The organism is Bradyrhizobium sp. A5 (assembly GCF_042076515.1).
In the GTDB taxonomy this organism is placed as follows: Bacteria; Pseudomonadota; Alphaproteobacteria; order Rhizobiales; family Xanthobacteraceae; genus Bradyrhizobium; species Bradyrhizobium cosmicum.
On record NZ_CP148990.1, the window covers coordinates 5112560 to 5135720 of the forward strand.

A 23161-nucleotide genomic window follows, 5' to 3' on the forward strand; every position below is an offset into this window, starting at 1 on the left:
TGTTGCTGACCGCGATCGGCATGAGCTGAAGCACGGACGCCGGCGACCGCGCTGCAAAATTCCTTTTCTGAACTGCTCTCCAAAATGCGAAAATTATAGCGCCGCGCAAGTCATGCCCGTATGGTCTGGCAAAATCATAATCCGGCGCGGATGCGCTGGAACCGGGACGTTCACGTTTGCCGAAATTCACCCTGCCGGTCCGACTCGCTCTGCTGGTCGCGGGAACGACGCTGCCGCTGATCGTGTTCGCGGTCGGCCTCGCCCACGCCAACTACCGCCAGGATCGGGCCGACGCGACGCGCCGGGTGCTGGAGACTGTCCGCAGCATGCGCCTCGTGCTCGACGCCGAGGTGCAGCGAATGACAGGCGGCTTGCAGGTGCTAGCGCTCAGCGATTCCTTGCGTAGCGGTGACTTCGACGGCTTCCGGCACCTCGCCGCGGGTTTCATCAACCAATATGGCGAAGACAGCATTCTTCTTCTGGCCGACCGGTCCGGGCATCAGCTCTTCTCGACCGTGACGCCCGACACGGCGAGCCTGCCGCCACGCAATAATCGCGAGATCGTCGAGCGGGTTTTTGCAAGCAACACGCCGCAATATTCCGATCTGTTCATAGGCTCGACCAAGAAGCGTCCGATCGTGACGGTCGAAGTTCCGGTGCTGCGCGACGGCGAGGTCGCCTACACGCTCTCGTTCAGCCCGCCGCTCGACATCTTCCAGCAACTGGTCGACCGGCAGCGTCCCGACGGGCAGTGGACCATGTCGCTGCTGGACAGCAAGGGCTTCGTGTTCGCACGCGCGCCCAATCCGAGCGAGACGTTCGGCAAGCAGGCGTCTCCCTCGCTGTACAACGCGATGTTTCGCGCGCCCGAGGCCGCATTGTCGACCGTCTCGCTCGAAGGCGTTGCGCTGGCCTCGGCCTACACGCGCTCGCGACTGACCGGCTGGACCGTCGCGGCCGGTATTGCCGAGAGCTCGTTGATCGCGCCGCTCTGGCGCAACATCGCGATCACCAGCCTGATCGGCGGCGTGCTGCTGCTGATCGGCCTCACCTTCGCGGTCAGGATGGCGACCACGATCGCGCGCGGCGACATGCTGCACAATCTGCTGATCGAGGAGCTCAACCATCGCGTCAAAAACACCCTGGCGCTGATGCAGGCGATCGCGGTGCAGACTTTCCGCAGCGCCAGCCGGGACGAGCGGATCAAGTTCGAGGGCCGCCTCGGCGCACTCGCCGAGGCGCACAATCTCCTCAGCCAGGAGAAATGGCAAGGCTCCGAGCTGAAGGACGTGATCGCGCGGGTGCTCCAGCCGTTCCTGCTCTCCGGCCCCGAACGTATCCGCATGACCGGCCCCACGGTGCCGCTGTCACCGAGGCTCGCTGTCGTGCTGTCGATGATCGTGCACGAGATCGCCACCAACGCCGCGAAATATGGCGCGCTCTCCAACGAGACCGGCCGGGTCACGCTGGAATGGGAGGTCATCGCGGACACGCCAAAACCGCGGCTGCGGCTGATCTGGACCGAGACCGGCGGCCCGCCAGTGACGGCTCCGGTACAACGCGGCTTCGGTTCGCGCCTGATCGAGCGCAGCGCGCGCGACCAGCTCGGCGGCGAAGCGACGGTGGATTTTCTGCCGCGCGGCGTGGTCTGCACGGTCATCTGCGCGCTGGAAGAGGCGCGGTGAACGGGGGGACATCGGCGAGGAAGATCACCAGGCTTCGTACCCACATCCTCGACGCAAAGCTCTCGCGGCCTTTCGCCTATTCGCGAGCCTGGTACGACACGCGCACGGCGATGCTGGTCCAGATCGGGAAGATCGGGATGAATCGTCGTCGCGCTTCAGCTTGTTGTTCGAGCATGATCCTTTGGAAAGCCGCCGTGCACTTTTCCGGATCTTGCTTCAGCCGATCGTCTGCAGTGCCGGGAACGTCTCCAGCAGCCAGATGCTCACATTCGAGACTGCGCCGGTGAGGAAGCCGATGCCGGTGATCAGCATCAACACGCCCATGGCGCGCTCGACATTGACGAGATGGCCCTTCATGCGCGCGAACAGGGTCGAGAATTGCTCGATCATCAGCGCTGCGATCAGGAAGGGAATGCCGAGGCCGGCCGAATAGACCGCGAGCAACCCTGCGCCCTTGGTCACTGTCGCTTCGGCCGCGGCGATCGAAAGGATCGCGGCGAGGATCGGGCCAATGCACGGCGTCCAGCCGAAGGCGAAGGCGAGCCCCATGAGATAGGCGCCCCAGAGGCCGACGGGTTTGGGGATCGGCAGCCGCCCCTCGCGCATCAGCAGGCCGATACGCGTCAGTCCGAGGAAATGCAGGCCCATGACCATGATGACGATGCCGGCAATGATCGACAGCTCGGCCGACCAGGCGCGGATCAGTCCGCCGACCAACGAAGCGCTGGCGCCGAGCGCCACGAACACCGTTGAAAAGCCGAGCACGAACAAGAGCGCCGACATCATGATGGCGCGCTTGGAGGCCGAGGCCGGCTCGTCGCTCTCGACATGCTCGATCGTCGCGCCCGTCAGATAGATCAGATAGGGCGGAACGAGAGGCAGGACGCAGGGGGAGAGGAAGCTGACGAGGCCGGCAATCAGCGCCGCCGGGATCGAAACATTTTGCATGATGAAGTCGGAGCCATCTCAGGCTCTTCGGCCGCGCACGGGGAGTGTGCGCACACCGGAGCCGAACCGGCACTGGTGTAGCCGATGCCGGAAAATGCGCAACAGAGGCGCACAAAACCAGGGCTCCTCCCGATGCCGCCTGCGATCACAGATGCGGCATCGGGACGCGCACAAATCTCGCCAAAAAGCGAGATTTGGCGGCGTGGCTACTTCACCACGCGGAGCAGCGGACGCCGGGGCTGGTCCTGCGTCTGCTTGGAAGGGGACTGCGGTCCGCTGACAGCGCTCCGCAGCATTTCGTCGCACAGTGCCTTGAGATCGGCACCGTCAATTCCCTTGAGTTTCATCCGCACGTCGAGAATGACGACGGACAGCAATTCGGCCGACTCACGGCTGTTGATCTCGTTGAGGACCTTGCGGCACTCCTCGAGCGTTTCCAGCACCGACTGCAACTGTTCGTCTGAATGCGACACCGGCGTTCTTTCCGTTAGTTCGGCCTGCGAGATATAGTCGTGGCGATCCCCTCGGCCCCCATGGAGCAGTAAGGGTAGCATGAGGCGTCTGCGCCTCCGAACATGATTTCGAAGCGCTTCTGCGCACTTCCAGCTGACATTGCCCCGCAGCGCGGTTGGCCATCATCATGAGTGTCAGGGAAAGAACGCTTGGAGATATGCGATTGATCCATCGCGCAAATCCGAAGCACTCGGGCGAGGACGCCCGTCATAGACGACGCCGACAATGCCGTAGCCATTTCAAGGCTCGCAACGGAACTCACGCGACACCCCTCACCCGGACGATAGCTTGCCCGATTCCCATCCGTTGGTACCACCCAGATACCGCCAACGAGATAGTAAGGATGGCGTTCAAAACTCGCCGATCCCCAACCCGTCGTGGTTGTGGTTTGCCCCAGATTCTGCCAGTTTAGCGACCCGAAGGGACTTGTATGCACTCCTTGGCGGAAAGGGGCGTTCCACTGGAGGAACGCCCAAAGATAAATATCAGCGGCCTCTCTGATTGGGATGCGGCTCGCATCTTCTTGGAAGTCGTTCGATGCGGCAGTTTCCGCTCGGCGGCCGAGCGCCTGTCTCTATCGATCAACGCCGTCCGCCGCCGGATCGACGATTTCGAGCGCCAGACCGGGACCACCCTGTTCACCCGCGACGTCCATGGCACCCATCTGACCGATGAGGGCGCGCTGGTGGTGTCAGCCGTGGAACGCATGGAGGCCGCGGCCTTCGACGTCCTGCGCGCCAGCGATTCGACGGCCAATGCCCTGTCCGGCGAGGTCCGCGTCGCCGTGACCGAGGGACTGGGTACGTTCTGGCTCGCCCCGCGGCTGGTCGAATTCCAGCAGGCCTATCCGAAAATCCTGGTCGACCTGCATTGCGCGATGCGCTCGGCCGACGTCTCGCGCCACGAGGCCGACGTCGCCATCCACCTGTCGCGGCCTTCGGCGCTCGACGTCAAGCTGGTGCGGCTCGGCCGCATGCATCTGATGTTCTGGGCCTCCAGGAGTTACGTTGAGAAATATGGCGCGCCGCGCTCCGCGGCGGAGTTGATCAAGCACCGCCTGGTGCTGCAATTCGCCGACCAGATCGCCGCCAAGGAAACCTTCGAGAGCTTCTTCCCGGGCGTACCGGAACGTGACCTTCTGGTCATGAAGACCAACGTCTCGAGCGCCAACTACTGGGCTGTCGCGAATGGAGCCGGCATCGGCGTATTCCCGAGCTATGCCATTGCGCTTGGCGGGAAGTTGATTCCACTGGAGGTCGAGCTGAACCGACCGCTGGATATCTGGTTGTCCTACCATCCTGGTAGCGGCCGGATTCCGCGCGTGCGGCACATGATTGACTGGCTGATCGATGCTTTCAATCCGGCGCGCTTCCCGTGGTTTAAGGAAGAATTCGTGCATCCGCACGAATTCAAGGACTCGTATATGGGCGAACCCCTGACCCAGCTCTTCGGGGGGTTTTCAACCGAAGAACGATGAGAAAAAGTATGAAGACAGCGGCGAAAAGAATGAAGCAGCGCAGTGCCGGCAAACCGGACATTGAGCTTGGCAAGCGGATCCGTCTGCGGCGCGTCGAGATGAAGATCTCGCAGGCTGAGCTCGGCGAAAAGCTCGGCGTCAGCTTCCAGCAGGTCCAGAAATACGAGAAGGGCGTCAATCGCGTCGGCGCGGCTCGGCTTCAGCAGATCGCCACCGCCCTCGATGTGCCCGTGACCTTCTTCTATGACGGCGACAACAAGGCGCGCGAAGTCGAGAGCCTGCTGTTCCTCGACTCTGCGTTCAGCCTCCGCCTGCTGCGTGCCTACAGCAAGATCAAGGATCAGACGGTGCAGCGTCAGCTCGTCTCGCTGATGGAATCGATCGCGGCGAACGAAGCCTGATCGATCGGCGACCTGGCCTCCAAGACCTATGTTGAAGGCTGACGTCAAAGGCCGATGTTCAATCCACCGCGTCACGGGGGCGCGGCCGGATTGAACGAGGCCTGCCGGATCAGATTTGAGCCTGCGCGCCATCGGCGCGCGGCATCGGCTTTTCAGGGCGGCTTGGCCGCCCTTTTTCTTGGCCGCCTGCCGGCCATTCGTCGCGGATTTCACGAACCAATCCCGCCCCAGCCGCGACCCAATCGAGAGTCGCGCACCAACCTGCGGGACTTTCGACCGCCGTGCTTAATGGGACCTCAACACTGGTGCCCTAAATTCCCGCCGAATTTGCGAATCGGCGCACGCCGCGCGGCGACCGGAATTGCCAGTGCGAGCGCCCGTCAGCGCCTCGTTTTCATGAGGAAGATTGAGACACATGTCGAAACGCCATGCGATCATCATTGCCGTCGGCGTGCTCGCCAGCGCCTCCGCGTTCGCGCAGACCGAGACCATCGGGCAGGCCGGTCCCAAGCCGGCGGCAGCCGGCACTGTGCCGGCGGCGGCGAACCCGGCTCACGCGGCTGCGCCGAAAACTGCCACGACATCCGCCCCGACGCCGGAGAGCCGCTCGGCCGCGGCGCTCGAGCTGACGCACGAGCCGACCTACGACGAAGGCAGCGCGCGAAGAATCAAGGACGCGGCACTCAGCTATTCCGATCTTGCGGTGCGCGGCGGCTGGCCGACCATTCCCGCGGACGCCAAATTCGCGCCCGGGATTCAGGGCGCCACCGACGAGCTACTGCGCAAGCGGCTGATCATGTCCGGCGATCTTTCCGCCGACAAGACCAGCGGCGCCTTCGACCAGGATCTCGCGGACGCGGTGAAGCGCTTCCAGGCCCGTCATGGACTGGCGGCGACCGGCACCATGACGCCGCGCACGATCGCGGCAATGAACGTCTCGGTGCAGAAGCGCATCCGGCAGCTGGAGGCTTCGCTGCAGCGGCTCGAGAACATGAATTTCAATTTCGGCCAGCGCTATGTCGTGGTCAACATCCCCGCCGCGTTTGCCGAGGCGGTCGAGAACGATGTGGTGGTGCGGCGCTATCGCGTGATCGTGGGCAAGACTGAAAAGCCCTCGCCGACCCTAACCGCCCAGATCACCAGCGTGGTGCTCAATCCGACCTGGACGGTGCCGTCCTCCATCGCCAGGACGGAAATCTCCGCGCACATGCGCAAGGATCCGACCTATTTGTCGCGCATGCACATGGAAGTGCTCGACGCCCACGACAATCCAATCGATCCGCGTTCGGTCGACTGGTCCGGCACGCGCACGCCGAACTTCACGGTGCGCCAGCAAAACGGCACCTTCAACGCGCTCGGCGCGGTGAAGATCGACATGCCGAACGCCTATTCGGTGTACATGCACGACACCAACCAGCGCAATCTGTTCAGCGACGATTACCGCTTCGATTCCCACGGCTGCTCGCGCGTCGATAATGTGCGTGATCTCGCCGCCTGGCTGCTCAAGGACCAGCCGAAATGGAGCCGCACCGCGATCGACGCGGAGATCGCGAGCGGGCGGCACCTGGAGGTCGCCATGGCCAGGAAGGTGCCGGTGGCCTGGATCTACCTCACGGCCTGGATGACCAAGGACCAGACCGTCCAGTTCCGCAACGACGTCTATAACCAGGACGAGCAATTGCTGGAGGCGACCGCCGAAGAGGCGGCGTTCTTCAGCAATGCCGGCAGCCATCCGCTGACCGCGCACATGGTGAGGTAACCGCGCCATGCAATCGCGGCACAGGCGGATGCCAAGCCCCTCGCCTCGACGCGGTTGACCCCGCCCTCGCCCCGGCCGCACATTGCGCCTCGCCAATGACAAACGAGCGCGTGATGCCTGACCTCTCCAATGATACGTCTTACGCCGACGACAAGATCCTCAAGCATACGGCCAGCGGCGTCGGTGTGATCACCTTCAACAATCCCGACAAGCGCAATGCGATGTCGCTGGAAATGTGGGAGGGATTTGGCGAGGCGCTGACGGCCTTACGCGATGACGATTCAGTGCGCGTCGTGATCCTGCGCGGCGCCGGCGGCAAGGCGTTCGTCTCGGGCGCCGACATCAGCCAGTTCGAGAAGACCCGCCACAACGCGGCGGCCTCCGAAGAATATGCCAAGCGCAGCGCCGCCCAGCGCGCGCTGCTCGCCGACTATCCCAAGCCGACGATTGCCTGCATCCAGGGCTTCTGTCTCGGCGGCGGCATGCAGGTCGCGATGCTCACCGACATCCGCATCGCTTCACACGACAGCCAGTTCGGCATTCCCGCGGCCAGGCTCGGCATCGCCTATGGCTATGACGGCTTGAAGCATTTGGTGTCGCTGGTCGGCCCGTCCTGGGCCCGGCTTCTGATGTACACCGGCATGCGCATCGATGCGACGGAAGCGCTGCGCATCGGCCTGGTCGAGCGCCTGATCCCGGACGATCTGCTCTGGGGCGAGACCATGGCGATGGCCGAGACCATCTCGCAAAACGCCCCGCTCGCGATCAAGGCCGCCAAGATCACGATCGCGCAGGTGCTGAAGGACGAAAGCGGGCGCGACATGGAGGCGATCAAGGCGATCGGCAATGCCTGCATGGACAGCGCGGATTTCCGCGAGGGCCGGCAGGCCTTCATGGAGAAGCGCAAGCCGCAGTTTTCGGGGAAGTAGCTTCCAGGCTGCGCCTAGGAAGCAACCCCACCAGCGGACGTCTTGTCGACGTGAACCTTGGTTTTGGCGTCATAGGCATCTTGTTCAGCCGCTGAAACCTTGCCGTCCTCGTTGGTATCGGCGCTGTCATAGGTCTTACTGCCGCTGTTGGAGCCGCTGCTCGCCCCCGAGCTGCCGCTGCTAGACGACGAAGACCCGCTGGATGCTGCACCGCTGCCGGTAGCTGATGCAGTCGAGCTATCCGAGGATGCGCCGCCTCCCGTGCTGGACGCCTGCGCGTCGATCAACACACTCAACACATCGCTGCTGACCTGCACGGACGAATTGGCGCCAGATGAGCTTGCGCTGGCTTCCGGTTTCGCACTGGCTCCCGTTCCCGAGGATGCATCGCTTGCGCTTTGCGTGGCCGATGTGCCGCTTGCCGTCGCGTTCGTTTTGAGCAGCGAGAGCAGCGCGCTCGCTGTGGTCGAAGAACTCGCTCCAGAGACCGACATTTGTTTCTCCCAGAAACAATCTACACAAATAGAAACAGCCTCTGCCGGCTGCCTCGACCATGTAGCGTTCGGAACTTAAATATCTGTGTCGCGCAGCTCTCTGATGCTGATAAGCGCGCATGGCGGACGCCCAAGCTCCGTCTGGATCGGCGTTCCTTCGCCCCGTTCTGACGGGGCGAGGTGAAGCAACCGCTGCCGTGCGATTGCTCTCAGAGCGCCCCCAGTACTGCCTTCGTGATATCAGCCGTGCCGCTGCTGCCACCAAACTCCATCGGCTTGATGCCGCCCGCGTAGATCTGATCCACCGCGCGCTCGATTTGCTCGCCGGCCTCGGCCGCACTCTCGACGCCGTGCTTGTCGGCGAGCCAGTCCAGCATCATCGCGGCCGACAGGATCATGCCGGTGGGATTGGCCTTGCCTTGGCCCATGATATCGGGGGCGGTGCCGTGGCAGGGCTGGAACACGGCGTATTTGTCGCCGATGTCGGCCGACGGCGCCATGCCGAGACCGCCGATCAGGCTCGCGGTGATGTCGGAGACGATGTCCCCGAACATGTTCTCCATCACCATCACGTCGAAATCCCAGGGACGCTTGACCAGCATCGCCGAGCAGGCATCGACATAGAGCCGGTCGGTCTTCACGTTGGGGTGCTTCTTCTCGATCTCGTCGAAGATGCCACGGAAGAACGCAAAGGCCTTGAACACGTTCGCCTTGTCGACGCAGGTCAGCATCCCCGGCTTGCCGCGCGCCTTGCGGCGCTCGGCGAGGCGAAACGAGAACTCGAACAGGCGCTCGGAGGTCTTGCGCGTGATCACCAGTGTCTCGCGCGCGTCCTCGTGGGTGACGACACCCTTGCCCATTGAGGCAAACAGGCCTTCGGTGGATTCGCGGATCACGACGAGATCGATGCCGCGCCGGTCGGCGCCGACGATCGGGCTCGGCACGCCTGGAATCAGCCGCGCCGGCCGCACGCCGGCATAGAGATCGAAGATGAAGCGCAGTTCGATCTGCGGCGCGATCTCGGTGTTGTCGGGGTAGCGCACCGACGGCAGGCCGCAGGCCCCGAGCAGGATCGCATCCGCCTCCTCGCACAGCTTGATGGTGCTGTCAGGCATCGACTTGCCGGTCGCGAGGTAATTGTTGGCGCCGGCCGGCGCCTCGGTGAAGCGGAAGCGCAAGTCCGACTTCGCCTCGATCTTGCGCAGCACTTCGATCGCGGGCGCCATGACCTCGGGGCCGATGCCGTCGCCACCGAGCACGGCAATGTGGAAGGCATTGTTTGCGGACATTGAGGTTTCCTGCGCGTAGGAAGAAGAGGCTCCTCATTGCGAGGACCGAAGCGACGAAGCAATCCAGACTGTTTCCGCAAGGGACTTCTGGATTGCTTCGCTTCGCTCGCAATGACGGAGGAGAGAGAGTAACTACGGCGTCAGCACCGTGCGCCCTACCACCGCGCCCTGCTGCAACTGCACCAGCGCGTCGTTGGCCTTGGCGAGCGGTACCGTCGTCACCGGGATCGGCGGCACCTTCTTGGTGCGGACGAGATCGAGCAGCTCCTGCGTCTCGCGCAGATTGCCGACATAGCTGCCCTGGATCGTCACCGCCTTGATCGGAATCAGCGGCAGCGCCCAGGTCGCGCCGCCACCGAACAGGCCGACGATGACGAGCTTGCCGCCCTTGGCGAGACAGTCGAAGCCGAGCTGCGTCGTGGCGGCGTTGCCGACCAGGTCGATCACGGCCCGGATCGGCTCGCCCGCCTTTTTGGCGAGCTGTTTCAGCGCATCCGGCGCCTTGGGATCGACGGTGGCGAGCGCGCCGGCCTTCTCCGCCGCTTCGCGCTTTCTGGCGTCGATATCGAGCATGATCGCACCCTTGCCGCCCATGGCTTTCAGCAGCGACAGCGCCATCAGGCCGAGGCCGCCGGCGCCGAACATCACGATCGGCGTGTCGAAATGCTGCTCGACCTTCTTCAGCGCGCTGTAAGTGGTGACGCCCGAGCAGGCGTAGGGCGCGGTCGTGGCAGGATCGAGGCCTTTGAGGTTGAGCAGATAGCGGGGATGCGGCACCAGCATGTGGTCGGAATAGCCGCCGTCGCAATAGACGCCGAGCGAGCGCGGCGTCGCGCACATGTTCTCGTCACCGGCCAGGCAAACGGCGCACTTGCCGCAGCCGATCCAGGGATAGACGAGGCCGATGTCGCCAAGCTTCAGATCGCCCTGGTCAGCCGGCTTCACGTCGGGGCCGAAGGCCAGGACTTCGCCCACGGTCTCATGGCCCATCGTCAGCGGCAGGTTGATGCCGCGATCCTTCAACGACAACGGCTTGCGGCCATGGCCGAGATCATAGCCGCCTTCCCAGATGTGAAGGTCGCTATGGCAGACGCCAGCGGCCTTGACCTTGATCAGCACCTGCGTGCCCGACGGCTGCGGCGTCGCCTCGTCAAACTCCTGCAGCGGCGCCTTGAAATCGGCGACCTTGAAACTCTTCATCGGCGTCCTCCCGGCATATGTGTCGTTCTCGCCGCCACCATGCCATGACCGGCGGGGCGAGACAAACCCGGCGGCCGTCTTAGTTCAGGCCAGCGGATGGTGGCAAGCGGCGAACTGGCCGGGCGCGACCTCGCGCAACTCCGGTATCTCCGCGCTGCATCGCTGATCCGCCCGTGGACAGCGGGTGCGGAAGCGGCAGCCGGACGGCGGCGCAATCGGCGATGGCGGCTCGCCAATCGCCGCACTCTCGACGGGACGGACTTCCGGATCGGGCACCGGGATCGCCTGCAACAGCAGATCCGTATAGGGATGCGCAGGCCTCGCGAACAATTGCTCCGACGGGCCGACCTCGCAGAGCCGGCCGAGATACATCACCGCGACGCGGTCGCTGACCGCTTTGACCACCGCAAGGTCATGCGCAATGAACAGCAGCGTCAGACCAAAACGCGCCTTCATCTCCTCCAGCAGGTTGAGGATCTGTGCGCGGATGGAGACGTCAAGCGCCGAGACCGGCTCGTCGCAGACGATGAACTCGGGGTTGAGCACCAGCGACCGCGCGATGCAGATGCGCTGGCACTGGCCGCCGGAGAATTCGTGCGGCAGGCGGCCCGCCACGAGATCGGGGTCGAGCCCTACCGCGCCGAGCACCTCGTGAACGCGCCGCTTGCGCTCGGCGGCGTTCTTGATGCCGGCGATGATCAGCGGCTCGGCGACGATGTCGCCAATGCGCCGGCGCGGATTGAGCGAGGCGATCGGGTCCTGAAAGATCAGCTGCACGCGGCGGCGCATCCTGCGCAGCGCCTCGCCTTCCATCGCGGTGAGATCCTCGCCGTCGAACTGCACCCGCCCCGATTTGGCACGGCGCAGTTGTAGCACCGCGCGTCCGAGGGTCGACTTGCCGCAGCCGGATTCGCCGACCAGCCCCAGCGTCTCGCCGCGCGCGACCTGGAGGCTGACACCGGAAACCGCATGCACCGTCTTGTTGCCGAGACCGTATTCGACGACGAGATTGTCGACCTTCAGAAGCGGCTCATCGCTCACGGCCAGCTGCATCATGCGCCGATCTCCTCCACCATCTGGATCGGATGGAAGCAGGCATAGAGATGCCCCGGCATCTCGGCGCTCTTCAACTCCGGCTTCGCCTCGCGGCAACGCTCGACGGCATAGCGGCAGCGCGGCGCGAAGGAGCAGCCACGAAGCGGCCGCGTCGGATCGGGCGGACGGCCGGAGATGGCGGGCAATGGCGTATGCGGCGCGGTGTCCAGCTTCGGGATCGCCGCCAGCAGCGCTTCCGTGTAGGGCATGCGCATCCGCTTGAACAACGCCCGCGTCGGCGCGCGCTCCACCACCCTGCCCGCATACATCACCGCGACCTCGTCGGCACGGCCGGCGACCACGCCGAGATCGTGGGTGATGATGATCATGGCCATGTGGCGGCGGCGCTGCTCGCGCGCGAGCAAATCGAGGATCTGCGCCTGGATCGTCACGTCGAGCGCCGTGGTCGGCTCGTCCGCGATCAGCAGCTTCGGTTCGCAGGACAGCGCGATCGCGATCGCGATGCGCTGGCGCATGCCGCCGGAACATTGATGCGGATATTGCGCCAGCCGCTGCTCCGGTGCCGGGATGCCGACGGCGGCGAGCAGCTCGATGCTGCGCTTGCGCGCCGCAGGCGCATCGAGCTCGAGGTGCTCCTGGATCGTCTCCATCAACTGGGTGCCGATGGTGAGCACCGGATTGAGCGAGGTCATGGGGTCCTGGAACACGATCGCAAGGTCGCGTCCGCGCAGGCGGCGCAACCGCTCCGCATCGAGCCGCACCAGATCCTGGCCGTCGAACATCACGCGTCCGGTGAGCTTCGCCTTCCTCGGCAGCAGTTGCAGCACCGCGCGCGACAGCATGGTCTTGCCGCAGCCGGACTCCCCGACGATGCCGAGCGTGCGGCCGGCCTCCAGCGACAGATCGACATGATCCACGGCGCGCAAATTGCCGCGCGGCGTCGGCAGTTCGACCGCGACATTCTCGATGGTCAGCAGCGGCGCGCTCACAGCGCCCCCTGACGCGGGTCGGTCAGCGCCCGCATGGTGTCGCCGACCAGGTTGAACGCCAGCACGGTCAGGAACAGCCCCACCGCCGGCAGGAAGGCCAGCCGCGGCGCGACGTCGAGGCTGTCGCGGCCCTCGCCGATCATGCTGCCCCAGCTCGCCATCGGCGGGGGCACGCCGAGACCGAGGAAGGACAGCGCGCCCTCGACCACGATGGTGACGGCGACGCCGAGCAGGAAGAACGCCAGCAGCGGCAGGATCACGTTCGGCAGCAGCTCGCGCAGCAGGATGCGCGCATGGCTGGCACCGAGCGCTTCGGCCGCGATCACGAATTCACGGCGCGCAAGGGTCAGCGTCGCCGCCCGCGCCACGCGCATGAAGGCGGGAATGCCGAGCACGCCGAGGATCATTGTGAGATTGGGGATGGACTGGCCGAGATAGGCGGTGACGGCGAGCGCGAAGATCAGCGGCGGAAAGGCGAGCAGCACGTCCATGCTGCCGACCACCAGCGTCTCGAACCGGCCACGGAAATAGCCGGCAAGCAACCCCAGCGCACCGCCGAGCGCCAGACCGATCATCGGCGCGATCAACCCCACCGTCAGCGACACCCGCGCACCAAAGATCAGGCGGGCAAGCTCGTCGCGGCCGAGGCTGTCGGTGCCGAGCCAGTGCTCCCCAGAGAACGCGGCGCGGCGCTCCAGCATGTCCATGTCGACGGGGTTCTGCAGCGGCAGCACCGGCGCCAGGATCGCGAGTGTCAGGATCACAATGAGCCAGATGCTCGCGAGCCAGAACAGCAGGCCGAGCTTGCGCCGGCGGCGGATCGGCGCGGACACGGCCTCGTCCTGCATCGAGAGCTCAAGCGTGGCCATGGCGAATCCTCGGATCGAGCACGGCGTAGAGCATGTCGACGATGAAATTCACGATGACGAAGCCGCAGGCCACCAGCAGCACCACGCCCTGGAGGATGACGAGGTCGCGGGTGTAGATCGCGCCGACCAGCAGCCGGCCGATGCCGGGGAGCGCGAAGATCGTTTCCACGATCAGCGTGCCGCCGAGCAGGCGACCGATATTGATGCCCGTGACCGTCACCAGCGTCAGCGACGAGGGTTTCAGCGCATGCACGAACAGGATGCGCGATGGCTTGAGGCCTTTTGCTTTCGCCAGCGCGATATAGTCTTCCTGCAGGGTCGCGATCATGTCGGAGCGCAGCACCCGCATGATTCCAGGCCATTCGGCCAGTGCCAGCGTCAGCGCCGGCAGCACGAAGAAGCGCAGATTATTGAGCGGCTCCTCCGTGAACGGCACATAACCGGTCGCCGGCAGCCAGCGCAGCTCGACCGCGAACAGATAGATCAGCAGGATCGCCATCAGGAAGGACGGCATCGACAGCATGGCGAAGGCGCTGCCGGTCATGAAGCGGTCGAAGGCGCCGCCGGCGCGCGCGGCGCAGGCGATCGCGACGGGAACGCCGATCAGAAGCCCGATGAACTCCGCCATCAGCATCAGCTGGAGCGAGACCGGAATACGCTCGGCAACCGCCTGCAACACGGTCTGCCCGGTGCGGAAGGAGCGACCGAGATCGCCCTGCAGCACATGGCCGAGCCAGCTCAGGTAACGCCACCACAGCGGCTGGTCGAGCCCCATGTCACGGCGCAGCGCGGCGACATTTTCCGGCGTCGCCTGATCGCCGAGAATGACATAGGCAAGATCGCCAGGGAGCAGCGAGGCGATCAGGAAGGTGAGCAGCGAAACGGCGAGCAGAACCGGCAGGATGGCCAACAGCCGCCGCACGATGAAGTTCAGCATCGCGCGTTCATTCCAGCCAGGTGGTCGAGACGTCGATCACGCCGTTGTAGATCTTCGGGAAGCCCTTCAGCCTGGCGCTCGACAGCGCATAATAGGTGTTCTGGAAGGTCCAGAACCAGATCGCCTCCTTGTTGATCAGCCGGCTGATCGCGCAATAATCCTCGATACGCGCTGCGCTATCGGCGGTGACGCGGGAATGGTCGAGCAGACGATCGAGCTCCGGATCGACGAAATTGGCGAGCGCCAGCGGGCTACCGCTGCGGAAGTTCGCATACATCTGCGGATCGGGATCGGCGAGATCGACGATGCGCCACGGCACGAGCTGGAACTGACGCGTGAAGGCGCGCGGCGGAATCGTGGCCTGATCGACCTGCTCGATCTCCATGCTGGCGCCAGCGCGCTTCCAGAATTGCTGCAGCACCTGGCCGATCATGCGGCCGCGCGGGGTCGCGGTCACCAGCATCTTGAACTCGACCGGCTTGCCGTAATCCTTGATCAGCCCCTTGGCCTTCTCGAGGTCGAACGGCAGCGCGCCGTCGTCCTTGCATTTGACCCAGGAGCCATCGCCGTACGGATTGGACGCGGGCCGGCTCAGGCCGTTGCTGATCGCTTGCGACATTTTGGGGCGGTCGATCGACATCACCAGCGCCTGACGGACACGGACGTCGTCGAACGGCGCCTGCTTGGTGTTGAAGGCATAGACCTGCGCGCCCGAGCCCTTGTAGGTGTGCACGGTCAGCTTGGAGTCTTTCTGCGCCTTCATGATATTGTCGGCGTCGTTCTCGTCGTCCCAGATGATGTCGGCCTCGCCCGACTGCAGCGAAGCAAAGCGCGACTGCGCGTCGGGCAGCGGCTTCAGCACGATGCGGTCGAGATAGGGACGGCCCTTGTCCCAGTAATTCGGGTTCTTCTCCAGGACCATGCGGTCGCCGGCGGTCCAGGATTTCAGGATGTAGGGGCCGGTGCCGACGGGATTGCGATTGTAGTCGTCGCCCTTGGTCTTCCAGGCCGTCGGCGAATGCACGACGTTGTTCTGGCTCTGGATGGTGATCGTCGCCGGCAGGTTCACGGAGGGATCGGTGAGATTGTAGACGACCGTATATTCGTCGGGCGCCAGCACTTCCTTGACGTTGGTGATGTAGAAGGCGCAGCGGCACTTGTTGGCGGGGTCCTTCTGCCGGTCGAAATTCTCCTTGAAGGCCTGCGCGTTGAACGGCGTGCCGTCGTGGAATTTCACGCCCTGGCGGAGCTTGAAGGTCCAGCTCTTGTAATCGTCGGAATGGGTCCAGGACTCCGCGAGCTTTGGCGCGGCCTCACCCTTGTCATTGAGCGTGGTGAGCGTGTCGAAGATCGCAGCCGCCGCGGTGAAGGTCGAGGTATCGTAGACACCGACCTTGAGCGGATCGAAGCCCGTAATGTCCAGCTCCTGGCCGACGGTGATGCTGCCGCCCGGCTTCTGCGCCTGTGCCGGCTCGGCCAGCGGGAGGAGAGCAAATGCCGCAACGAGGAAAATCGGCGCGCGCCTGCATGCCGCGGCAGCAATGTTCGTCATGGTTCCTCCCGGGATCCCTCGTCCGATGTTTCGGATCGTTGAATGACTCGGAAGCGAGATTGGCGACAAAAGACCGCCACGGCAAGAGGAACGAGCGCAAGATCAAACGTTGTAGTGGTGCTGCAATGCGCTCAGTTTGTCGCAGCCGTTTTGCCTGACGGAATTCGCGTAGCGTCCGCGAATCCGATCTCCTCGCGCAATTCGTCCGTGTGCTCGCCGAGCACGGCCATCGTCGCGGCAGGCGCCGTGTCGGCGCCCGACATCCGGAACGGCAGATTGAGCACCTGGAATGAGCCGCCGCCGTCCTCCACCGACGAGAGCGCCTGCCGGTGCGCGAGCTGCGGATCGGCCAGCGCCTCGGACACGGTGCGATAGGCCGAAGCCGGCACGCCGGCCGCGCCCAATGCGACCAGACATGCGTCCGTCGGGTGCTGCCTCGACCAGGCTTCGACGCCGTCCATCAACTCGGCCCAGTTGTCGCGGCGTGCGGCATAGGTGGAGAAGCGCGCATCGGAGATCCATTCGGGGCGGCCGATCACCCCCATCAAACCCTGAAACGTCTTTTCGCTGGCGACCGTGATCATGACATAGCCGCTCGCGGTCTCGGTCGGGCCGAACATCGGGCGCGGCTTCACCGCGAATTGCGAGTTCTGCACCTCAAGCACCGTCAAGGTCAGCATCGTCTCCAGCATGGAGACGTCGATGTGCTGGCCCTGCCCGGTCAAGGTGCGCTGATAGAGCGCAGACGCGATCGCGCCGAAGCCGTAAGTGCCGGTGACGACGTCGGCATGGTAGATGCCGCAATAGTCCGGCCTGATACGACCGGGCTGGTAGGCGAGATGCGCCATGTCATAGCCGGAGGCCGCATGGATCACCGGCGCGTAGGCCGGCAGCTCTGCCGAGGGACCGCTCTGGCCATAGCCGGAGATCGAGCAGTAGATCAGCTTCGGGTTGAGCGGGCGGAGGCTGTCATAGTCGAGCCGCAGCCGGTGCATCACGCCCGGGCGAAAGTTCTCGACCAGGATATCTGATGTCGCGACCAGCCGCCGCACCGCCTCCCTGCCGTCTTCGGACTTGAGGTCGAGCACCACGCTCTTCTTGCCGACATTGAGCTGGCCGAACACGGTGCTGCAGCCGTTGCGCAGCGGCGGCCGGGTCCGCATCGTCTCGCCGCCGTCGGTCTCGATCTTGATGACCTCGGCGCCCATGTCCGCCAGCATCCGCGCGCAGTGGGGACCGGCGATGGTGGTCGAAAAATCCAGCACCCTGAGACCGGCGAAAGCCTTTGTCGTCGTCTCTTCGTGCTTATCTGGTAGCTGCATCCCCGGCGGCCCCTTAGGAACAATCGATATTATCTTTCGTTGGTGCGGCGAGCCTAGAGGGCGGCGGCTGAGTAGGAAAGTCTTTACCGAACGGACGCGTCTTGCGGGTGACCTAGGAATTCCAGGGGCAACTGGACCCGTTCTTGCATAGCAGCAAGCGGGATCGGAAGAGGGCAGCAGTTCTTGAGGGTCTTGTTCGTTACAACCGAGATGGACGACTTCGTCCGCGTTGGCGGACTCGGCGCCGTTTCCGCCGCCCTTCCCAGAGCCCTTCGCCCTTTCGCTGATATCCGGATCATGCTCCCCGGCTATCGCGACATCATCGAACAACTCACGCACATACAGATCGTTGGCCGCTGCCCTGCGTTTGCAGAGATGCCAGCCTGCTCACTCGGCCGGGCCGCGACCAAGGACGGCCTGCCGGTCTATGTGCTGTTGTGCTCACAACTCTACGACCGGCCCGGCAATCCCTATGGCGATGAGTCCGGGCGCGACTGGCCGGACAACGACATCCGCTTCGCGCGCTTCGCCTCGGCAGCCGCTGAGCTTGCCATGGGCAAGCTGGACAAGAATTGGGCAGCGGACCTCGTCCATGCCAACGACTGGCAGGCTTCGCTGGTGCCGGCCTACCTTGCTTGGCGCGGCGCCCAGGTCCCGTCGATCCTGACCATCCATAACCTCGCCTATCAGGGCCTCTTCCCGAGGGACTCGCTGCGGCGAATTGGCGTACCCGAGAGCTCCTTCCACATCGACGGCGTCGAATTCTACGACCAGATGTCGTTCCTCAAGGCCGGGCTGGTCTACGCCTCGCATCTCACCACCGTCAGCGGCACCTACGCGCGGGAAATCACCACCACCGAGTTCGGCTGCGGCCTCGAGGGCCTGTTGCAGCTGCGCTCCGACGCGGCCGAGCTGACCGGCATCCTGAACGGCATCGACGAGAGCTGGGACCCGCGCTCCTGCGCCCAGCTCGCCCAGCAGTTCGGCGCCGGCGACTGGGTCGGCAAGAAGGCCAATGCGGATTACGTGCGCAAGCAATTCGGGCTGGCGGTGTCGCGGGGCCCGATGTTCGGCATCGTCGCGCGCCTCGTGCATCAGAAGGGCATCGACCTCGTGCTGGCGGCGGCCGACGAGATCGTCGATGCCGGCGGGCAGATCGTGGTCACCGGCTCCGGCGAACCCGCGCTCGAACAGGCGCTGGTCGATGCGCATCGCCGCCGTCCTGATGCGATCGGGGTCACGATCGGCTTCAACGACGCCCAGGCGCGGCGCATCTTTGCCGGCAGCGATTTCACATTGATGCCGTCGCGCTTCGAGCCCTGCGGGCTCAGCCAGATGTACGCCCAGCGGTTCGGCTCGCTGCCGATCGGCCACCAGACCGGCGGCCTCGCCGAGACCATCACCGACGGCGAGACCGGCTTCCTCTTCTCGAAGCCCTCGCGCGATTCCTTCCTCGGCGGCGTCCGCCGCGCCTTCGAGGCCTTCATGGCGCATGACCAGCTCGACACCATGCGCCGCAGCGCGATGGGACGCTCGTTCTCCTGGAGCATCTCCGCCGGCAGCTACAACGCACTGTACCGGAAGCTGGCATCGGTGTGAGCCGAGGCGTTTCCTCACACTCCGTCATTGCGAGCGCAGCGAAGCAATCCAGAGTCTTTCCGCGGAGGGATTCTGGATTGCTTCGTCGCAAGGGCTCCTCGCAATGCCGGTGTATGTGGCAACCATCGAACGCTTCACCCCTTCCCGCCTACATCCATCCGCGGCCGTCCGATCCAGGCCCTGTTGAGGCACCGCGTCATCCAATCCGGCCGCGGCTCACCCCGCAGCCGCGCCTGCGCTTCCTGGTAGGGACCGACATAGCGCAGCCGGTCCGGCAATTTCGGATAGACGCGCCTGATCCATCTCAGCGCATTGTCGGCCGCCCTCTTGTCGCGCTCGTCGAGCTCAAATCCAAAACCGACGCGCAGTTGCTCGGGCAACATCCTCGCCGTGAGCGCGCGATACCAACGCGGTGGCCGCAGCCACGGACGTGCGCCGGCAAAGATCTGCGTGGCGATCTCGCGCGCCGCCGGGCTGACGGTCAACGTCTCTGATTGCACCATCGCGGCCGTGTAGTCAGCGAAGCCGGTCCAGTCCGCCGGCAAATCATCCGCAGTCAATCCGAACAAGGCGCCGAACGTCCGGCTCTCGATCCAGTAGCGTTCGCGTGCCTCGGCCGGGAGCGGCGGCAGGACCAGATCGTGCGCCATCAGCGCGGTCTCGACCAGCGTCGCGTGGACCCAGCGCAGCGACGGGATGTCGTTGGCGCAGTAGCGCGAGCCCGCCGCGAACGGACCGACCGTCTCCGGCATCGCTCCGACGATCATGCTGTGGCGCCGGTGCAGCCGCCTTGACGACAACAGCGCCCGGTCGAGCGAGCCGAACACCATGGCAAAGATGATGTCGAAGGTGCGATGGAAGCGGCCGATCGGATCGGTAAGGGTTTTCGAGTGCTCTGCGATGGCGGCCGCGACCCAGGGATGCGCCAGTTGCAGCAGCAGCGCACGGCCGGCGCCGAGAAAGATCACGGCCTCACGGTCGAGTTGCCAGGTCACCGTGTCAGGGCCGAACACGCCAGCATCAGGTCCGGCCGCCTCAGCGCGGACCCGATCGAGGGCAGATTCCAGATCGCTCGCGGACACCACTTGCAACGCCTTTCGACTGCAGACCACTCAAGATCCGCAAGGCCTGTGGCAATTCGATGAAGCAGACGCGGCGCTATTCCGCGGCCATCGGCATCTCGTCCATATGCTCGTGCAGCACCACGCCGGCGAGCGGATCGAATTCGCCGATCCACGGCTTGCGCGCGAGCACCGACTTCGTGTGAGCAAAGCCAGCATGCCAGCGCCGCGTGATCCCCGACGGACTGAAGTCGATATCCTTGGTATGGGTCTCGCGGTCGAGCTGCGGCGCCAACAGCCGCACGACGTGCATGCGGGTCGGACAGCCGTAGCTGATCAGCTCCCTCACCGCGGCATCGCTGCGCTCGCTCTCGGGCAGCCGCGCCGCGAGCTGGTTGATGACATGGCGCAGGCGATGGGCTTGCTGCTGGCGCGTGATCTGGCTCGCGATCCGGCTGGAGTACATCACGTCCTTGTGCCGGTTCAGCACCTCCGCCATCGTGGTCGGCTCGGCGCCGACGGGATTCCACAAATGCACGGAGAAGATCAGCGAATCCCTGCGGGGATTGTCGTCGAACACCGCTTCCGTCGGCGTGTTCGAGAGGATGCCTCCGTCCCAATAGAGTTCGCCGTCGATGCGCACCGCCGCAAAGGCCGGCGGCAATGCGCCTGAGGCCATCACGTGCTTCACCGTGAGTTCGCCGTCGCGGCTGTCGAAATAGCGCATTTCGCTGGTGCCGACATGAGCCGCACCGACCGTCAGGCGCGGCGCGCAGCGATTGGCCAGGTCGAAATCGACCAGCTCGCTCAGCGTCTTCTCGAGCGGCGCGGTCGAATAATAGCCGGCATGATCGGCGCCCAGTGGGTAGGAATCCCCGGCATGGGCCAGCGGATTGGGGCGGAAGAAACCGGGAATGCCGTGGGTCACGGCCGACCAATACGCAAGCTTCTCGTTGAAGCCGGAAAACGCGGCACGCCAGTCCCAGGCCGGCTTCTGCTCCATCCGCTTCCAAAACTCCTTCAAGCGCGCGAGGCGGTGCTCCGGGGTGTTACCCGCGATCAGGCTGGCATTGATCGCGCCGATCGAGGTGCCGATGATCCAGTCCGGCTCGATGCCGGCCTCGTGCAGTGCCTGGTAAACGCCGGCCTGGTACGAGCCGAGCGCGCCGCCGCCCTGAAGCACGAGCACGACCTGACCCGGCAAGTCCTTGCTCTTTCGTTGCCCATTGTGCTGCATGCCGTTCATGTCTCGCTCCTGTCGAGCCTACGGTTATCATTCGTCAGGCGTACGGCTATTGTTACGTCTTGGCGTTCTCGGCGATTGTCAGGCCTTTTGCAAATGCCGGCTGGCTTCCGAAACCATACGCAGCCGCTATCGCAGCCAGGATATCCTTCCCAAACCCGATCGGCTAGATTTCCTGCCGATCCTGCCGGGAGCCCGATCCATGGAAATGCACCAGGTTCGCTATTTCCTCGCGGTCGCGCAGCTGCTCAATTTCACGCGCGCGGCCGAAGAGTGCAACGTGACGCAGCCCTCGCTGACACGCGCGATCAAGCAGCTCGAAGCCGAGCTCGGCGGCGACCTGTTTCGCCGCGAACGGCCGGCGGCGCAGCTGACCGAACTCGGCCAGCGCATGCATCCACTGCTGAAGCAATGCTACGACGCCGCCGCCGGCGCGCGCTCGCTTGCTTCTTCGTTCAAGAGCGGAGAGATCGGTGCGCTGCGCATAGCGCTGACGCATTCGATCGACCTCGCGCTGCTCATTCCGCATCTCAACGAGATCAGGCGGCAGTTCAACCGGCTCGAACTCCGCTTCCTGCGCGGCTCCAGCCGCGAGGTCGCGGAATTCCTGAAGAAGGGCGAAGCCGAACTCGGCATCGCCGCCGAGATCGACGAGGCCTGGGACCGGCTCGACGTCTGGCCACTCTTTACCGAGGGTTTCGAGCTCGTCGTCAGCAACGGACATCGGCTGGCCGGCCGCAGCTCGATCGAATTGGACGACCTGCGCGCGGAGCAACTGCTGGGGCGGACGTTCTGCGAGCACGCCGGACGTATCACGGCGAGCCTGCGTGAGCACGGCATCGACGTCCAACATGGCCATGAAGTGTCCTGCGAGCACGATTTGATCGAGCTGGTCGAAGCCGACATCGGCGTCGCCATGGTGCCGCATACGTCACCCGTGCCGGAGAAGCTGACACGCGCCGTCGTCACGGGGCTGGACGCCCGCCGCACTGTCAGCCTCTACGGCGTGGCCGGCCGGCAACGCACGGCGGTTGCCAATGCCGTGATGCGGATGCTGCGCGGGGCGGACTGGCGACCGATCGCGGGGTGATATTACGACAGACCGCGGCTAGTTCTCCCGGCCCGCGCTGTCCAGCGCGGCAAGCAGGTCGTCGATCTCCATGCGCTTGCGGAAATCAGGATCGACGAAGCGGGCTTTCACGATGCCGTCGCGGCCGACCACGAACACGGCCGGGATCGGCAGCATCCAGCCGTCATTGCCGTGGAATCTCGCCATGTCCTGGTAGGACAACAGGCTCTGGATTTCGGTGCCCAGCCAGATTGCGAGATTGAGCGACAGCGCATAGCCATTGTCGAGGTCGGTCAGGATCGGAAACGGCGCGCCGGAATCGGCCTTGATCTGCCTCGTATATTCCTGCGTCTCGGGCATGATCGCGACGACCCGCCCACCCATCGCCTCGATGCGGTCCAGCGCATGGACCACGGCACGGACATTGAGCCGGCAATAGGGGCACCAATGACCGCGGAAGAACATCACCGCGACCGGACCGTTCTCGAGCAGCGCAGTCAGCGCGACGAGACGGCCGCTTTCGTCCGGCAGCATGAAGGGCGGCATCGCATCGCCCGGGCGCGGCGCGGTCTCGCCACCGCCGTTCCCGCCCAATCGCGCCACCAGTCGATCGACCGCCTCGCCATAGGCCGGGAAGACCTCGCGGCTGGCGTCGGCATAGGCACGGAGCTGTTCGTTCAGCGTGCCGTCCATGTCGCGGCAGCGCTGGAAGGCAGACCTGAGCCGCTCGGCGTCGGCTGGCGAGAGTGACGTCATCTTCCGCTCCGGC

General features: G+C 64.7%; 21 protein-coding genes. 8 read left to right on the forward strand and 13 right to left on the reverse strand.

The window, feature by feature from the left end:
- The first annotated feature begins 176 nt into the window (after positions 1 to 176).
- On the forward strand, positions 177 to 1685 hold the full coding sequence (locus WHZ77_RS24365; protein WP_375310279.1) for a sensor histidine kinase: 1509 nt from the start codon (positions 177 to 179) through the stop codon (positions 1683 to 1685).
- 216 nt (positions 1686 to 1901) lie between these two features.
- Here the strand turns inward: WHZ77_RS24365 and WHZ77_RS24370 are convergent, their stop codons facing one another.
- Both WHZ77_RS24370 and WHZ77_RS24375 read right to left on the reverse strand, forming a co-directional pair.
- The gene (locus WHZ77_RS24370; protein WP_375310280.1) at positions 1902 to 2633 is read right to left on the reverse strand and encodes a cytochrome c biogenesis CcdA family protein; all 732 of its coding nucleotides are present in this window, start codon (positions 2631 to 2633) and stop codon (positions 1902 to 1904) included.
- 206 nt (positions 2634 to 2839) lie between these two features.
- Positions 2840 to 3106: a hypothetical protein gene (locus tag WHZ77_RS24375; protein ID WP_375310281.1), complete on the reverse strand. Its 267-nt coding sequence runs from the start codon at positions 3104 to 3106 to the stop codon at positions 2840 to 2842.
- Between the two features lie 470 nt (positions 3107 to 3576).
- Here WHZ77_RS24375 and WHZ77_RS24380 point away from each other — a divergent pair, with 470 nt between their 5' ends.
- The 5 genes from WHZ77_RS24380 to WHZ77_RS24400 all read left to right on the forward strand — a co-directional run bounded on the left by WHZ77_RS24380 (position 3577) and on the right by WHZ77_RS24400 (position 8285).
- Positions 3577 to 4623: a LysR family transcriptional regulator gene (locus WHZ77_RS24380; protein WP_015687678.1), complete on the forward strand. Its 1047-nt coding sequence runs from the start codon at positions 3577 to 3579 to the stop codon at positions 4621 to 4623.
- Positions 4624 to 4652: 29 nt separating this feature from the next.
- Positions 4653 to 5024: a helix-turn-helix domain-containing protein gene (locus WHZ77_RS24385; RefSeq protein WP_014497036.1), complete on the forward strand. Its 372-nt coding sequence runs from the start codon at positions 4653 to 4655 to the stop codon at positions 5022 to 5024.
- Positions 5025 to 5439: 415 nt separating this feature from the next.
- Positions 5440 to 6783 (forward strand): murein L,D-transpeptidase, encoded by a 1344-nt coding sequence (locus WHZ77_RS24390; RefSeq protein ID WP_375310282.1) that lies wholly within the window; start codon positions 5440 to 5442, stop codon positions 6781 to 6783.
- A 113-nt stretch (positions 6784 to 6896) separates the two neighbouring features.
- On the forward strand, positions 6897 to 7712 hold the full coding sequence (locus tag WHZ77_RS24395) for an enoyl-CoA hydratase (RefSeq protein ID WP_375310283.1): 816 nt from the start codon (positions 6897 to 6899) through the stop codon (positions 7710 to 7712).
- Positions 7713 to 7859: 147 nt separating this feature from the next.
- Positions 7860 to 8285 (forward strand): hypothetical protein, encoded by a 426-nt coding sequence (locus WHZ77_RS24400; protein WP_375310284.1) that lies wholly within the window; start codon positions 7860 to 7862, stop codon positions 8283 to 8285.
- 130 nt (positions 8286 to 8415) lie between these two features.
- Here WHZ77_RS24400 and WHZ77_RS24405 read toward each other — a convergent pair whose 3' ends face one another.
- The 8 genes from WHZ77_RS24405 to WHZ77_RS24440 all read right to left on the reverse strand — a co-directional run bounded on the left by WHZ77_RS24405 (position 8416) and on the right by WHZ77_RS24440 (position 17420).
- Complete coding sequence (locus WHZ77_RS24405; RefSeq protein WP_375310285.1) at positions 8416 to 9495, reverse strand: isocitrate/isopropylmalate dehydrogenase family protein; 1080 nt, start codon at positions 9493 to 9495, stop codon at positions 8416 to 8418.
- A gap of 132 nt (positions 9496 to 9627) precedes the next feature.
- Positions 9628 to 10695 carry an alcohol dehydrogenase gene (locus WHZ77_RS24410; RefSeq protein WP_375310286.1) on the reverse strand — a complete coding sequence of 356 codons (1068 nt, stop codon included), beginning with the start codon at positions 10693 to 10695 and terminating at the stop codon, positions 9628 to 9630.
- Positions 10696 to 10779: 84 nt separating this feature from the next.
- On the reverse strand, positions 10780 to 11751 hold the full coding sequence (locus WHZ77_RS24415) for an ABC transporter ATP-binding protein (protein ID WP_375310287.1): 972 nt from the start codon (positions 11749 to 11751) through the stop codon (positions 10780 to 10782).
- The gene (locus tag WHZ77_RS24420; RefSeq protein ID WP_375310288.1) at positions 11748 to 12740 is read right to left on the reverse strand and encodes an ABC transporter ATP-binding protein; all 993 of its coding nucleotides are present in this window, start codon (positions 12738 to 12740) and stop codon (positions 11748 to 11750) included. Before WHZ77_RS24420 ends, WHZ77_RS24415 begins: the two co-directional genes overlap by 4 nt.
- A complete protein-coding gene (locus tag WHZ77_RS24425) occupies positions 12737 to 13609 on the reverse strand; it encodes an ABC transporter permease (protein ID WP_015687686.1) in 873 nt (290 codons plus the stop codon). The genes WHZ77_RS24420 and WHZ77_RS24425 overlap by 4 nt, the downstream gene beginning before the upstream one ends.
- On the reverse strand, positions 13596 to 14546 hold the full coding sequence (locus WHZ77_RS24430) for an ABC transporter permease (protein WP_375310289.1): 951 nt from the start codon (positions 14544 to 14546) through the stop codon (positions 13596 to 13598). Before WHZ77_RS24430 ends, WHZ77_RS24425 begins: the two co-directional genes overlap by 14 nt.
- Positions 14547 to 14553: 7 nt before the next feature.
- On the reverse strand, positions 14554 to 16098 hold the full coding sequence (locus WHZ77_RS24435; RefSeq protein WP_375310290.1) for an ABC transporter substrate-binding protein: 1545 nt from the start codon (positions 16096 to 16098) through the stop codon (positions 14554 to 14556).
- Positions 16099 to 16229: 131 nt separating this feature from the next.
- On the reverse strand, positions 16230 to 17420 hold the full coding sequence (locus tag WHZ77_RS24440) for a CaiB/BaiF CoA transferase family protein (protein ID WP_375310291.1): 1191 nt from the start codon (positions 17418 to 17420) through the stop codon (positions 16230 to 16232).
- Positions 17421 to 17630: 210 nt separating this feature from the next.
- Here WHZ77_RS24440 and glgA point away from each other — a divergent pair, with 210 nt between their 5' ends.
- A complete protein-coding gene (glgA, locus tag WHZ77_RS24445; protein WP_375314806.1) occupies positions 17631 to 19019 on the forward strand; it encodes a glycogen synthase GlgA in 1389 nt (462 codons plus the stop codon).
- Between the two features lie 134 nt (positions 19020 to 19153).
- Here the strand turns inward: glgA and WHZ77_RS24450 are convergent, their stop codons facing one another.
- Both WHZ77_RS24450 and WHZ77_RS24455 read right to left on the reverse strand, forming a co-directional pair.
- On the reverse strand, positions 19154 to 20104 hold the full coding sequence (locus WHZ77_RS24450) for an oxygenase MpaB family protein (RefSeq protein ID WP_375310292.1): 951 nt from the start codon (positions 20102 to 20104) through the stop codon (positions 19154 to 19156).
- Between the two features lie 73 nt (positions 20105 to 20177).
- Complete coding sequence (locus WHZ77_RS24455) at positions 20178 to 21326, reverse strand: patatin-like phospholipase family protein (RefSeq protein ID WP_375310293.1); 1149 nt, start codon at positions 21324 to 21326, stop codon at positions 20178 to 20180.
- Positions 21327 to 21525: 199 nt separating this feature from the next.
- Here WHZ77_RS24455 and WHZ77_RS24460 point away from each other — a divergent pair, with 199 nt between their 5' ends.
- Positions 21526 to 22413: a LysR family transcriptional regulator gene (locus tag WHZ77_RS24460; protein ID WP_375310294.1), complete on the forward strand. Its 888-nt coding sequence runs from the start codon at positions 21526 to 21528 to the stop codon at positions 22411 to 22413.
- Positions 22414 to 22431: 18 nt separating this feature from the next.
- Here WHZ77_RS24460 and WHZ77_RS24465 read toward each other — a convergent pair whose 3' ends face one another.
- Positions 22432 to 23148: a peroxiredoxin-like family protein gene (locus tag WHZ77_RS24465; RefSeq protein WP_375310295.1), complete on the reverse strand. Its 717-nt coding sequence runs from the start codon at positions 23146 to 23148 to the stop codon at positions 22432 to 22434.
- Positions 23149 to 23161: the final 13 nt, after the last annotated feature.